Here is a 14,351-nt window from a genome sequence, read left to right as displayed (position 1 = left end):
ATTTAGTATAGCCGGTTAATACCTACAGAAGCGAGATTAAGTTCATGGTTTTAAACACAATAGTTATTCCACTACTAGTTTTCGCCGTGATTTGAAAGCAAATGGCAACAAATGGGAACAAGACGCCAGTAATGCACCCAGCAGCGCTAATACACAACCGGCTAGTGAAAATAAGGATGGGCATTCCTGCAATAAGAAAAAACCAAGCAGCATGGCAACGAGCGGCGCGGCATAAAGATATAAAACTGCCCGCGAAGCAGGCAGGAAGTTCAAAACATAACTCCAAGCCATGTAAGCTAATGCAGCGGGGAAAATGCCAATGTATAAAGCAGCCAGTATACTTCTATGATCAGCATGCCCCAATTCGTGCCATAATGATGAAACATACATTAATAAAATCATCATGCCGCCCCAAATAGTCCAAGCTGATACGGCAATTGGATGATAATGCCTTAAAAAAGGTCGTAGAATTATCGTATAGAATGCGCCAACGACTGCGGAACAAAATAAAGTGCAAATCCCGATTTGCATGGAGTGATGAATATTTTCTGCTAAAGCAATCCCTAGAAGTCCCAGCAAGCTGATGCTTATCCCCACATACACCACAGGGGCTGGGCGTTCTTTGAGGAAAATAATTGAAAACAGCAAAGTAATCACCGGCATCAATCCTACAATGAAACTCGCTATCCCTGCAGAAACGGTCAATTCCCCATAATTGAGGCAAATGTTATATAACCCAATGCCAATCATTCCAATGATTATCAGTTGCATGCGAACACGCCAAGGAAGGCTTTGGGTGAATGAAGTGCAGCGGTAAATGAAAAACATAATGATTGAAGCAATAAAGAAACGAAATAGCGCCAGTGCTCCTGGAGAAAAAGAAGCTAAACCAATACGGATGCCTACATAAGCAGATCCCCAAAAAAATATGGCGCAAGCAAGTATAAGTCTTACTTTTAGCGATTCCATGAGGTAACAAGTAAATGGGGGAAGAAAAAATAATAGCACAATACAGCTTGAGTCTATATGACCTATGCTTTTTCCCTACATCTGCTATGCTAAAAACCCGGTATAAATAACTAAGGAGTGGTGTATGAATAAATGGTTTTTCATTACAGCGTTGACTTTTGCAAGTCTTGCGAGTCATGCGGAACAAGTACGGGTTACAATTTACGACACCACCGCTGCTGAAAATTCACTGGGGGAAATTATTTTTAAAGATACAGCGAAAGGATTATTGATTATTCCCGATTTACATGGCTTGACGCCAGGCTTGCATGGTTTACATTTACACCAGCATTCTAATTGCGCCGCCCATGGCATGGATGCAGGAGAACATTTCGATCCGGACAACACAAAATCACATCAAGGACCTTATGGCTCAGGCCACCTTGGGGATTTACCCGTTTTATACGTTACTGCAGATGGTAAAGCTACAACGCCGACTTTAGCACCACGGTTGAAAACCAGTGTACTTAAAAATACAGCCGTAATGATTCATGCCGGCGGCGATAACTATAGCGACAACCCGAAAGCCGGAGGTGGCGGCGATCGCATTGCCTGTGGAATAGTGCAAAGCAATGAAAACCAGAAGAATGAACATAAGCAGGAGCATCCCAACCCATAGATCATTATTGTAAGCCATACTTGTTAAATCTATTGCCAATATGCGCAAGGGCTTGCATAGGTTAAGCAAGGATGGTGTTCCTGCCCACAGCTATCTGCCAGGGCAGGATACCATGCTGCTTTTGGAGAATTACAGCCAGGACACCAGTATAATATGCCCTTTTAGGCGAATGGATCACGCAAAATAATGGTTGAATTACGCTCAGGCCCCGTTGATAGCATATCAACTGGAATCTCTAATAATTCTTCAATGCGCTTAACATAAGCCTTTGCATTTTCCGGTAATTGTGCAACTTCGGTAACATCTGCCGTAGACTCATTCCAGCCTGGCAATTCTTCATATACAACTTCCAAGTCAGTAAAATCCTCGGCTGCTTGCGGTGGGCGATGCAACAATTTTCCATCGGATGTACGATAAGCCACAGCGATGCGTACAGTGGATAAACCGTCTAAAACATCCAGTTTCGTCATACATAAGCCAGAAAGACTGTTTAATTCTATAGACCGACGTAACAATACTGCATCAAACCAGCCGCAACGGCGTGGGCGTCCGGTAACGGCTCCGAATTCATTGCCACGCTCTGCCAATCGCTTGCCAATTTCATCCTTGAGTTCAGTAGGAAAGGGACCACCACCAACACGGGTAGTATATGCCTTGGTGATCCCCAGAATATAATCTAAATAACGCGGACCAAAACCTGCGCCATTAATCACGCTGCCTACGCATGTGTTTGAAGACGTTACAAAAGGATACGTTCCATGATCAATGTCCAGATAAACTCCTTGTGCGCCTTCAAATAAAATGTTGTCTCCCCGGCTGCGATGCTCATGTAAACAGGTGGTTACATCTTTTATCATAGGCTTTAATTCTTCCGCCCAGGTTAGCGAGTCTTGTAAAATGCTTTCCATATCTACCGCAGGCTGCTGGTAATAATGAGTTAATAAAAAATTATGGTATTCCAGCAATTCTTTCAGCTTAGAAATAAATCGCTCGCGATGTAACAAATCGCCGGCTTTTATTGCGCGCCGTGCTATTTTATCTTCATAGGCAGGCCCAATGCCCCGCCCTGTCGTGCCAATCGCAGCATTCCCTTTGTGAATTTCCCGTGCTTTATCCAAAGAAACATGACAAGACAATATAAGAGGACATGCCTGGCTTATGTGCAAGCGTCTTCGTACATCTATTCCCTTGTTTTCTAATTCCTTGATTTCATCCAGCAGCGCTTGCGGAGATAAAACTACGCCATTGCCGATATAGCATTGTACATGGGGTCTTAGCATACCTGATGGAATCAGACGTAAAACCGTTTTCTCTCCATTGATTTTTAAGGTGTGCCCAGCATTGTGGCCACCTTGGTAACGCACAACCGCCTGTGCATTTTGGGTCAACAGATCAACAATCTTACCCTTGCCTTCATCACCCCACTGTGTACCCACTACTACAACATTTCTACCCATAATGAACTCTTACTCTGCAAATTGATGAATAATGGTGAGCAATACAACCCCCATTAACATACTAAACAAGCCAAAAATACGTAACGCTCTTTCATCCTGAATAATGATTTTCAAAAGCAGCTTCTTCCACTTCTCGGGAGCAATAAAAGGCATGATGCCTTCAAATACAAATACCAAAGCCAATGCGGAAAGAAAACTAATTAACACACCATCTCCAACAAAAAAGGGTTAAGTATGCTTAACCCTTTTAGAAAGTCGAATATTATAGTTAACTCCGCGCTGCAATACCATTCCCTTTTGTTGCACCATGTCTAAAATAGTTAAAAAAAGTACTGTTCTGATCCAGCACTAAAATATCCTGTTTACTGTTAAAGCTTTCAATATAAGCTTTTAAACTGCGATAAAGCGCAAAAAATTCCTTATTTTGGCCAAATGCATCAGCATAAATAGCCGCAGCAGCAGCTTGCCCTTGAGCTCGGAGAATTTGACCTTCACTGCGTGCCTTCGCTAGTAAAACCGTCACTTTCGCATCAGCGGCAGCTTGAATTGCCTCCGCAGCTGCATTACCGTCCGCACGGTGCCGGTTGGCAATTTTTTGCATGTCAGCACGCATGCGCTGATAAATGGCATTACTGGTATTGGGTGGCAATTCAATCCCTTTGATCCGCACATCCACCACATGGATCCCCAATTGTGCAGCTTGCTGCTCAGCGCGCTCGCGCAGCATCCCCATTACATCATCGCGCCCGCCGGAAACCACTTCCGAGATGGTACGCTTTCCAAATTGTGCGCGTAAAGAGGTATTTAATTGTTGCTCCAGTAACGTCTCAGCTTTAAATTGATTTCCGCTTGTTGCTTTAAAATATTGGGAAAGATCATCAATTTGCCATTTTACGTAATAATCAACAATCACATCTTTTTTCTCACGCGTCACGATTCGGGAAGACTTGATGTCCAGGGTTTGGATACGGGTATCGAATAAACGCACGCTTTCAATAAAAGGAACTTTGATGTGTAAGCCCGGGGCTAACACTTTCACTTTGTCAGTACCGGGTTCTTTTACTAACCGCCCAAGCCTTAAAAGAATTCCATGTTGGCCTTGGGTAATGGTAAATACGCTGGCGAACAGAATGATTAAGGAAATAAAAATCACTATGGCCAAGAGAGCTTTGGTTGCTTTCATTGTTCATTCCTCCCAGGACGTTCGGTAGGTCTAACGATACTGCGGCCATCGAATAAAGCTTCATCGTCTGTAGCGTTCGTCACATCCGTATTTTTAGCCATTTCCTGTTTGTTGATATTTAAAGTGGGAGTAGAGCCTATTAATTTCTCCAGAGGAAGATAGAGCAAATTCCCAGATTTACCATCCACTATAATTTTACTGCTGTTGCTTAAAACCTGTTGCATGGTATCCAGATACATGCGTTCGCCTGTGACGTCGGGCGCACGGGTATACTGCGGCAATAATTGCAGGAATTCAGCTGTTTCGCCTTTGGCACGCAATACAACCTGTTGCGCATAGGCACGTGCCTCTTCAAGAATACGCTGTGCCCTTCCTTCAGCTATTGGAATTACCCGAGCTTCATAAGCCCGCGCCTGCTCCTTAAACCGCTTTTCATCTTCCTGCGCTTTAATCGCATCGTCAAAGGCATCTTGTACATTTTCAGGAGCCCGGGCCGGTTGTGGAGAAACGTTGACAATCACAATACCGGTTTTATAACTTTCGAGAATTTTGATTAAAGAATCCTGTACGTTGCTTCCCCAAGCCTCCCGGCCTTCGGTAATAATTTCATCCAGAGTAGTTTGGCCAACTACTTGGCGCAAGGCACTGGAAGTGGCTTGCTGCAAACTTTCCTGAGGATCTGCAACATTAAACAAGTAATCTTCCAGATCACCAATACGGTATTGCACAACCAAAGCGACGGACACAAGATTCTCATCTTTGGTCAGCATTTGCCCTGAATAGGAGTAATCCGAAACGCGATCAACATTAAGAACTACTTTGGAAGAAATAAGCCTTGGGATCCAGTGAGGGCCAGGGCCTACTGTTTCTATGTATTTGCCAAAACGAAGAATAGCCGCTTGTTCGGCGGGATCAACAATAAATATTCCTGATAAAGCCCATAAAACTACGGCTATCAATGCAGTAATCAACACTAAGAAACCACCGCTGGCTGAAGATACGGGCTTGTTGCCATCGGGACGATTACCAAAAATGGTTTTCTTCAATTTCTCCTGCAAACGCTTTAATGCTTCATCCAGATCCGGGGGTTGTTGATTTTTACCGCTCCATGGATCTTTATCTTTATCCGGCTCATTCCACCCCATGCGTTATTACTCCCGCCTAGCAAAAGAAAATTAAGATTTTATGGGGTCTGGCGCGTTTAAGCAAGTCATTGCATGCTAAGCGTAGAAAGCACATTCGGTTGTGGAGTCGGTTCCTCTACCAAAGTAGGCAAATTATACCCGCGCAAATCCGTGGAGAATAAACCAAAACGGGCGCTTAAATTGTTTATACTTTGCTCTTTCTCAGTAACTTCTACCAAGTGCTGATAATGTTTTTTATAGGGCGGAGTATACAAACCAAGCAATTCAAACAGATATAAAATGCATTGTTTCAACCACATCCATGTTTCATTATGATGCTCATGATATTTCAGCATGTCTCGGGAAAATTGCTCTCCTTTCACATGTTGGCGAATCTGTTGTATGCGTTCAACGATGCTTAAATTTTTATTTTCTGCCATTTCTTGCAGCTTATTAATATGTGCTAATTTAACCCGCAAGGTTTTTTCGCTTTCAAACAGGGTTCTTTTTTCTGGTGCAGTGCTTTCATCCAATTCTTTGTTAATCTGGAAAATATATAATTGAAAGTTTGCAATAGCTGCCCTTATGCTGTCTAAACGGTGATAATGCTGATAATTGCGATGCTCAAAATGCCGTATCGAGTTTTGCAGCAATTTCATTACCGCATCCTTTATATCTCCGGAATCAGGTATCGTAGCCAATAGCGCATCTTCCTGGCTATAAAGGTAAGCTTTGAGTTTTTCCTGATACTCGCCTCCACAATGAATCAAACCAAATTGTTTGCCGGCATAGATTTCAAGCTGCTTTTTGAAAAAATCCTTCTTATAATCAGTAATGAATTGATTATTTAATTTTTCTTGGTCCTGAGCTAATTCTGCAAAATAATCCTTCTTTTCAGCGGCAGTTTCTATTACCACATCCTGGGAAGCATCTGCACCTGCAAGACAATTTAAGCTATTAAGAGCCAATAGTTCGAGTTTTTCCAGATTATCTTCGTTAATTGGTTTATCCAGTAAGGCGCGAACTCCTTCTATATCCAATCCCTCACTCTCTACAATGGCTGAACTTTGTGCCGTGAATAAGGGTAGGGCTCTTCTTATATTCTCGTGTAAGGAATTTTGTACATGGGCAAAAATTTTGACATTGGAGCGTATTGCAGCAGAATCATACATTTGTATATTGTTTAACACGCTTTTTACAATTTCCCGCTGCTCGGCAATTCTGGCTTTTTCCTGCTTAGCCTGCTTGATTTTTTCATTTACATTCTCTTCACGGTTTTGCAAAGGAACTGTACTGGTAATCAGGTTTATATGGTGTTGCGAGGCAAGTCCCAGCGGCTCCAGCAACCCTTGGTAAAATTCATCCAGGATGCGTTTCATGGTATTCGATAACGCACCCGGCATTAAACCCAGCTGGTCTTCCCAACGGTCGGTTTCCAATAGGATGCCCGTTAATACCCTATCCCTGATTTCTGTTAAGTGATCAGCAATGGAATCGTGTGCAGTCAAGGCTAAATCCGTCAACTGCGTTTTTAGCTTGTTAAACAGATTGTACATGGGGGATATTTTGAAAAATAACTTAAATAAAGAATCGGAACTATTAATAATCCGTTCAATTTCCTTAGCGCTTGCAAGGGAGCTTGCCTGAAGTTTTTCCAAAAGTTCGGAACTAAGATCTTCTTTTTTCTGCGCATGTATTATGTGTTCAGGCAGAATCATTAAAATATTAATAAAGTAATTGGCCCCAACACCAATACTTGTTTCCGGTAACAGGGCATCTTTTTGTGGTAGATAGGGTTTGGTAACACTCAATCCTAGAGTATAAACATGCTGGAGCTTATGTAAAATTTCATGGCCAATCAGTGCAAAGGCAGGATCTTTAGCTAAGGCTTTAATAAGTTCCCAAGCTTGATAAAGCTCATATCCGGCATGAATGACAGCCACCATATATTTGAATTGCCCGCTTTTTTCATTCAGACTTTCCAGATTAATACTGGCTTGTTCCAAATGGTATAAACAATTAAATAACCGTTTTAATTTAAGTGTCTGATGGCTTTCTTTTAAAGCTTCATCCAAAGATTCTAACTCAGGATAAGGAATGCCTGTTTGCGCTGGCTTTAAACGAGCCAGGATTGCGGGATTAAAAAATCTTAAAAAACGCTCGCAAGTTACCTTCACTTCAGTCAAAGTTTGCGAAAACTTCTGATGTTTAATCACATGGTGAGCCCGAGGTAAAGATGCAGGTTTTGCAAGTGGTTTGCTTTCGGTTGCAAATGCTTGCAACAATAAATGGTAATTTTTTATGAAACGGCAATCATCTTCTAAATTTTCAAGTTCGGATGTTAGACCATCACTTAAAGCGGCTACCTCTTTTAGAACAGTGCCAACTAAAACAGGATTTTCCGTCTTTTCCTTGCTGATACTTTCAATAATCTTTTGATCCAACCCCATGCCATTCCCTATTTGTGCACTGGCAAGATAAGGCTGAAAGATAGCGTACAAACTTCGAAGTTTTCCTTTAGAATAACTTCCCAGCGATTCCAAAAGTAAGCCATCATTGCTGCGGTCAATTTGCCTGGCTAAAATATTAGCAAATTCCTGATATGCTTCTTTTGCTCTTTTAAGTTTTGCTATCTTTATCTCACATAACCCATACACTTCAAGAGCCTGTTCGGCAGCAAGTAAATTGGGTTTTCCTGCAGAGTTGTCATTTAATTTTAGAAATGCGGTACCGATAGCGCAGATACCTTTTTCAAAAGGAAGAATTTTTTGCAGGATTCCCTTTATTGAAATTTCAGTTTCTTCCCCTTGCCGCAGGCCAAATTTTTTTGTTGGGTCAGGTTGCAAACAATCTTCCAAGGTATGATCCAGGGAAATATTGCCTTCCATATTGGCTCTAACCAGATAATATCGAAATTGTCTATATAAGCGGTATAGATTGTCTTTTTTCTCTTTGTCGAGTTTCGTTAAAAGCTGCTCAGAGCTTTCCGATTGGTGCACTTCATTGTTCAATATCTCGCAAAAAAGCTTTAAGGCAGTATGCGCTTCAAGTAATTCTTGCCTTTTTTCCCTATATAAGCTGTTGACCTGCGAAGCCTGTGTATCTGAAAGCACAGGGGCTTCACCCTTACCATCCATAAGATTAAAAATCGTTAAAAGGAACTCATTTTTGGTTATCGTGGAGGCATCCACTGTAAACGCATTCGTCTTATTAGTCCAAGGATGGAGATGAACTTCAGCATCTTGCTGAATGGTGCTGATGACCTCGTTATTGATTTCTTCATTAAACTTAATCGTTTCTCTCTGTCTTGAGAATAAAATATTAAGTTCCTTCTCAGTTTCTATTTTTCTACCCTTGCCAAGGATAAAACCGATGTCATCGGTGTAATCCATATAGGGGAGCCAGTGCAATGGTTTTCCAATGGCTTCAATCACCCCCTTTTCTCTTGACAAACTATCCAGGATAGTATGATCAAGATCCATATCCATTTGAGCCATATAAGGGTGTAAATAATGATAATAAAAAGCTAATTGTTTTTTAATTTCAACTGATACATCTACAAGCCTCGTATGAGTATTTTGCTGCTCTTTGAGGATACGAAAAAAGGACGTTGCCGCTTTCTGAGCTTCTTCAATCGAGACCAGTTTCTTTTTGTTAGCAGCGATGCGCTGATAGGTTCGCTCTAGGCGATAAGACAGAAACTCCACATCTTCGATTGTTTTATGCTGTTCACCCTTGCTGGCAAAATTAACCATTTTTCCGGTGTATTCTGTCAGCGAAGCATATACTTGCCTAAAGCCCTCCATAACTGGCTGTGCTATGGTTCCCGGTTTTAACATGAATTGGACTTCCAGATTGTCTATGCTGTCAAAAATCTCAGGTAATACTTTATATTTAAATTCTGCCAATTTAGTGTGGATGGCATCCTGGGTGGAATCGCTTAAATTGCCCAATTGTTCAATAATGCTCATGCTTAAGGTAAGGGCATGACGGACAATATAAATGTAGTGGAGTAACCTAACCGTCAAATACAAGTCACCGCCATTGAGTTTATCGATGGAATTAATCAATTGGAAAGCATGTTCCTGCAGTTCGGCCAGCGTTTTTCTATCCAAATTCGGTTCTTGCTCTTTAACTTTTTCCGAAAATTCGCTGATTTTTTTACTGAATTTTTCCAAATAACCGGGTATTACTGCAGTAAACTGGGTAAGAAATTCATAATCTATTTTACCACTGTGCGGCTTCATCTGATCAACAATAATGCCACTGACTTTCCCTACACTATGAGGGACTTGAAAATTGGGAAGTTTCAATAGGAAATTTTTGGTATCTTCCTTAATATTTTCTGCATGGCTATGAAATAACTTAAATACAGGCGAAATTATTTCCCATTCCTTGGCAAACATGTCAAACAAATCTACATCTATATGAGTAATCAAATAGGAAGCTTGGAAAATATATTGGGAAGTTTTGTAATATAGTTTGCTTAAATCTTGCAGTTTATGATCACCATCTTCAAGATTAACTGTCTCAAAATCTTTTAAAGCTAATTCAGCATAGTAAAGAGCATTGACGAATTTCTTGATTTGTCCAATCTGCTCTGGTTCTTCCTCATAATTGGTGAATGGCTCTCCTGTAGGGTTTACTGACTTGAAGTACGCTTGCATTTTGGGCGTAAAATAATGCTTTTCAATAGCCGTCAAAACTAATGTTTTATAATTTTCAATTATTTTGGAATATTGATGTTCTCTGCAAACTTTGCACACGGTTTGCAGATAAGAATACTTAGATGTGTATGGATCTAATAATTCGACAATCATGTTGCTATCTCACTGTATTCATCCGCATTACGTAAGAACATTAAGTCCCAAACGCCGTGCCCTAAGCGCTGGCCTCGTTCTTCAAATTTAGTTAAAGGGCGTGTGTCGGGTCTTGGGATAAATCCCAGAGCAGGATCGATATTCTGCAATAAAGGTTCGGCTGCAAGAACGGTTAACATATGTTCGGCATAATCTTGCCAATCCGTTGCACAATGGATAAATCCCCCTGTACGTAGCTTTCGTGCCAATAAATGGATGAAATCCGGCTGAACCAGGCGACGTTTATGATGTCGTTTTTTAGGCCATGGGTCTGGAAAAAATATCTGCACGCCTGCTAGGGTATCATCTGCAATGTGTTTATTAAAAACCTCCACCGCATCAAACGAGGCAATGCGAACGTTATTAATCCCCTGCTCATATAAACCGGCTGCCAGGCTTCCGATTCCTGAACGGTGTACTTCAATGCCTAAGTAATTGTATTCAGGTTGCGCTTTTGCCATAGCCAGCAAGGAAGCTCCCATCCCAAAACCAATTTCCACAATGGTATCGGCTTTCCTATCGAATTCATGATGAAGGCACCAGGGGGTGTCTTGCTGAGCAAGTTGATAATGATTCAGCCAAACGTCCAAAGCTTGTTGCTGACGATTACTGACTCGTCCAGCGCGTAAAACATAACTTTTAATAGTTCGTTGCATCGATTCACTCATCCAGAAGGCAACTCATTATAGCTGACGTTTTAATAAAACTATAAATGGCCAAGCTTAGGGAGTTTATTTTATACAGTTTGACAACAAAATACCATACATTTACTGCGCTTCCCTAACGCACACTATTACGCTTGCATTCAGCTTTTAAAATTTGAGCCAGGGCTTGAGTGCAAGCTTCCTTCTCGTGCTGACGACTATATAGAATGTCGCTTGAACTTAAATACTCATCTTATCAATCATCCTTCTTTCTACATTTTTGTAAAAGCTCCTGGTAATTCAATGATTGATGTAGTCCAATCAGGTGATATGTAATTGTTGACCGAATATTGAAGCTACCCCTTGCTGTATAACTCTTTTATTATCAATATAAGTTCACGATCGATATATGAGGAGCAATATTATGAGATTGTGCTATCTCAGTTTAAGTGACTGACAATTGAATCGCACACCTTTATAACGACAAAGCATATCTCCAAACACTAAGCGATGTTCAAATCTGTATTGCTGTTGGACCCGACATGATGAGCCCTTCCCTCACCAAAATGCATCTAGCATTTTATTTTTTAACATGTAAAGAATGAAGATTTAAATAGCTTTCGTCTTCATTTTTAGTAATTGATATATCAGCAAATATAGATAATTTTTGAAATTGAGCCCAATTAATCAGTGGTTTTTTTACTTGTTCTGCTTGCTGTATCATCGAAAACTTTAATCCAGGAATTTCTTTATTCCCAAAAAAAACGTTAATTTTCTCCCCTAAGCATTTTAATTGATAAGAATCAAACTGCGCTAATAAAGGGTTATTTTCTTTGGTTAAAATAAAAGAGGAATTATTTAGACCGCTAATTGCAACGGCTTTTGTAGCAATCAACCGAGGTAAGACAACAATTTGGCCAGCAGAAATACTGATTTGCTTATACTCATTCTTTCCCCAAGCAAATACTTTACCATCATGAGTTAAAGCTAGAATATGGCGATCTCCTACTGCTAAAGCCTTAACCTTATTCAATCCCTTCACAAGCTTAAATTCTTGAAATTTCTTAAATGTTAGATTTCCGCAACAATACACTTGACCAGTTTCAGTAAGTAAGGCACTGAAACTAGAACCCGCTTTTACATCTATAATTTTTTTACCTCCCAAACTTTCCAAAGGCACCTGTGTAGGCCTTTCAATGTCCTCTGTATGCCCTAGCCCTAGGTGGCCCCAATAATTAATACCCCAAGCATATAATTCATTCTCTGTGGTTAGTGCAATTGTATGATAAGCTCCTCCCGCTATAAGTTTGGCACGTACCTGTTTTTCGGTAGATAAAGGTATTTCAATGAAAATATGAGATTCTCCTGTTGTTTTAGGCAGGCCAAGTTGGTTATAAGAATTATTCCCAGCACCATATACTTTCCCGTTGTTTGTTAAAACTAAAGTATGGGAGCAACCTGTTACAACACAAGCTACAGGTTCATTCACCCCTTTAACTTCGTAAGCTTCATGAACATTTCTGATATGGCCTAATCCAAGCTTGCCATGGCTATTAAGTCCTAAGGCAAAGAGCTTCTTATCTCTAGTAATTAAAAATGAGCTTTTGTAGCCCGTTTTTATCTGAGATAAAGGCTCAGTAAACGGTATCTTTTTTAGGAAAGGCGTTTCTTCTGCAAGAGTGCCTAATTGCCCTGAATCATTATAACCAGCACCCAAAAGAGTACCTTTGCTACCAATCATAAGGATATACATATCTGAAATAGAAAAAGAATTCATAAGATGTTCCGCACGGATTAATAAAAAGTGACGTGTCCCGCAAACTGCGACACTTCAGTTGAGGCACTATCTTTAAATAGCCTCATTTCATTTTCGAATTGCCATTGAATGTATTGATTCGCTCGATAAGATTAAACACCATCTTCAAAGGAGCACGCACCAATGCGCTCGAGGTACTCAAAAGCTATCTAAGTAGGCAGAAATCGTCTCATCGAGTCAGCTTGCTAATCTTTAAAAATATTAACTCGTCAAGACTGTTTTTTTTATTTTTATTTAGATACCATTCAAAATCCACGTAAAAGATTATTCTTATTTATCCTGTGGATAATTTTTTGCTCTTCCCGCCATATTTTCAAAACAATGTAGCATCTAAATTTCAAGTACCGCATAAAATCAAGGCAAAAAGCCCTTTTAATTTTTTGCATGAAATATTAGTTATCCACAAAATCTGTGTATAACTCTGTGGGTAGAGTATTAAAAACCTTGAAAAAGAACTCATTCGCTCTATGTTCAATAGGCTTCCACTGCTGGGAGTAAAACAGACTTTAATACCAAATTTCGTCCTGCAGCGCTTTTTAAATTCCAGCTAATCGCACCATTGCATTCCTTGTTTTAAGTAATTCAAAGCTAATAAACAAATGAAGCCAGCATAGGGGGATTTTATAACCTCAATCAACGGTTTTTATTTTCATGCAACAAGAAATGAACGGATTTTCAAAAATTACTTTTTATTTAAATTCTGGGAATTGAGAAAAATGCGTCCTTTTATACAATCAAGCTTATTTGCACCTGATTATTTTTTTACCTATATTCTTTCCTTTTTACCACAACTTGCATCTTTGTTCTTTTTTTGCTATAAAACGCCTCCAGTATTGCATTCAACTTATTCGCTTGCGAATCATGAATTAACAAACCGGAAATAGTACCGGCCCCTTTGGAGTAACAACATGTCAAGAGTATGCCAAGTTACCGGCAAACGACCCATTACCGGGAATAATGTGTCTCATGCCAATAATAAAACACGAAGACGCTTTCTGCCTAATATCAAGCTTCACCGTTTTTGGGTTGAAGAAGAAAAACGCTTTGTCACCCTAAAAGTAAGCACCAAGGGTATGCGAATTATTGATAAAATCGGCATTAAAGCTGTTCTTGATAAGCTAAGAGCCAAAGGCGAAAAAATTTAATTATAGGGGGTAAAACGTGGCCGCTGTCACCGTTAAAGTAAAAATGGAATCCACCGCTGGTACTGGTTATTATAAAACCACCACCAAAAATCCGCGTAATCATCCGGAAAAGATGGAATTGATGATGTATGATCCGGTAGTAAGAAAGCATGTGCTTTTTAAAGAGAAAAAAGTTAAATAATCTATAAGTTGGCATTGTGCTGCAAGCAATGCCAACCTGTCTGCAGTACTGTTATTTTCTTAAAGCCCCCCTTTATATTTACTTAGGCAACGTCCCTAAAGTTTTTTAGCCAAGATTTCATCTTAAATTGAGCACAAATTTTTCTATTTCACTTCGATCTACCCCCTCTCCCACGATAGGAGTTTTGATAGTATGATGATGCCCTTCGCGGGAGAGGGTTGGGGAGAGGGAATGTCACGGATGGTCATTGATGACGAGATGTGGTCTCGTTTAGAAAAATTACTTCCAAAGCCTAAAGGCCGACATGGTGAAGAT

The 14,351-nt window shown here is 40.3% G+C and carries 11 protein-coding genes; 3 read left to right on the top strand and 8 right to left on the bottom strand.

Features of this window, described 5'->3' with window-relative positions; translation table 11 throughout:
• Nucleotides 1-63 precede the first annotated feature (63 nt).
• Complete coding sequence (locus ELY11_RS03530) at nucleotides 64-969, bottom strand: DMT family transporter (protein WP_126954092.1); 906 nt, start codon at nucleotides 967-969, stop codon at nucleotides 64-66.
• A gap of 124 nt (nucleotides 970-1,093) precedes the next feature.
• On the opposite strand from ELY11_RS03530, the gene ELY11_RS03525 reads away from it, so the two are divergent.
• Nucleotides 1,094-1,627, top strand: a complete 534-nt coding sequence (locus tag ELY11_RS03525; RefSeq protein ID WP_126954093.1) for a superoxide dismutase family protein — start codon at nucleotides 1,094-1,096, stop codon at nucleotides 1,625-1,627.
• A gap of 161 nt (nucleotides 1,628-1,788) precedes the next feature.
• Here the strand turns inward: ELY11_RS03525 and ELY11_RS03520 are convergent, their stop codons facing one another.
• The 7 genes from ELY11_RS03520 to ELY11_RS03490 form a co-directional block, all read right to left on the bottom strand.
• Entirely contained in the window at nucleotides 1,789-3,084 is a 1,296-nt protein-coding gene (locus ELY11_RS03520; protein WP_127032538.1) for an adenylosuccinate synthase, read from the bottom strand.
• A gap of 9 nt (nucleotides 3,085-3,093) precedes the next feature.
• Nucleotides 3,094-3,291 carry a DUF2065 domain-containing protein gene (locus ELY11_RS03515; protein WP_126954095.1) on the bottom strand — a complete coding sequence of 66 codons (198 nt, stop codon included), beginning with the start codon at nucleotides 3,289-3,291 and terminating at the stop codon, nucleotides 3,094-3,096.
• A 61-nt stretch (nucleotides 3,292-3,352) separates the two neighbouring features.
• Nucleotides 3,353-4,267: a protease modulator HflC gene (gene hflC, locus ELY11_RS03510; protein WP_126954096.1), complete on the bottom strand. Its 915-nt coding sequence runs from the start codon at nucleotides 4,265-4,267 to the stop codon at nucleotides 3,353-3,355.
• Entirely contained in the window at nucleotides 4,264-5,412 is a 1,149-nt protein-coding gene (gene hflK / locus ELY11_RS03505) for an FtsH protease activity modulator HflK (protein WP_126954097.1), read from the bottom strand. Before hflK ends, hflC begins: the two co-directional genes overlap by 4 nt.
• Nucleotides 5,413-5,477: 65 nt before the next feature.
• Nucleotides 5,478-10,211, bottom strand: coding sequence for a hypothetical protein (locus ELY11_RS03500; RefSeq protein ID WP_127032537.1), 4,734 nt, complete (start codon nucleotides 10,209-10,211; stop codon nucleotides 5,478-5,480).
• Complete coding sequence (gene trmB / locus ELY11_RS03495; RefSeq protein WP_126954099.1) at nucleotides 10,208-10,906, bottom strand: tRNA (guanosine(46)-N7)-methyltransferase TrmB; 699 nt, start codon at nucleotides 10,904-10,906, stop codon at nucleotides 10,208-10,210. The genes ELY11_RS03500 and trmB overlap by 4 nt, the downstream gene beginning before the upstream one ends.
• Before the next feature lie 568 nt (nucleotides 10,907-11,474).
• The gene (locus tag ELY11_RS03490) at nucleotides 11,475-12,671 is read right to left on the bottom strand and encodes an RCC1 domain-containing protein (protein WP_127032536.1); all 1,197 of its coding nucleotides are present in this window, start codon (nucleotides 12,669-12,671) and stop codon (nucleotides 11,475-11,477) included.
• 947 nt (nucleotides 12,672-13,618) lie between these two features.
• Here ELY11_RS03490 and rpmB point away from each other — a divergent pair.
• Together rpmB and rpmG are read left to right on the top strand one after the other, a co-directional pair.
• A complete protein-coding gene (gene rpmB / locus ELY11_RS03485; RefSeq protein ID WP_126954714.1) occupies nucleotides 13,619-13,855 on the top strand; it encodes a 50S ribosomal protein L28 in 237 nt (78 codons plus the stop codon).
• 16 nt (nucleotides 13,856-13,871) lie between these two features.
• The gene (gene rpmG / locus ELY11_RS03480) at nucleotides 13,872-14,036 is read left to right on the top strand and encodes a 50S ribosomal protein L33 (RefSeq protein WP_126954715.1); all 165 of its coding nucleotides are present in this window, start codon (nucleotides 13,872-13,874) and stop codon (nucleotides 14,034-14,036) included.
• Nucleotides 14,037-14,351: the final 315 nt, after the last annotated feature.

Source organism: Legionella septentrionalis (assembly GCF_003989745.1).
In the GTDB taxonomy this organism is placed as follows: domain Bacteria; phylum Pseudomonadota; class Gammaproteobacteria; order Legionellales; family Legionellaceae; genus Legionella_A; species Legionella_A septentrionalis.
Note: the sequence above shows the minus strand (reverse complement) of the source record. Positions and strands in the feature narration are given on the sequence as shown.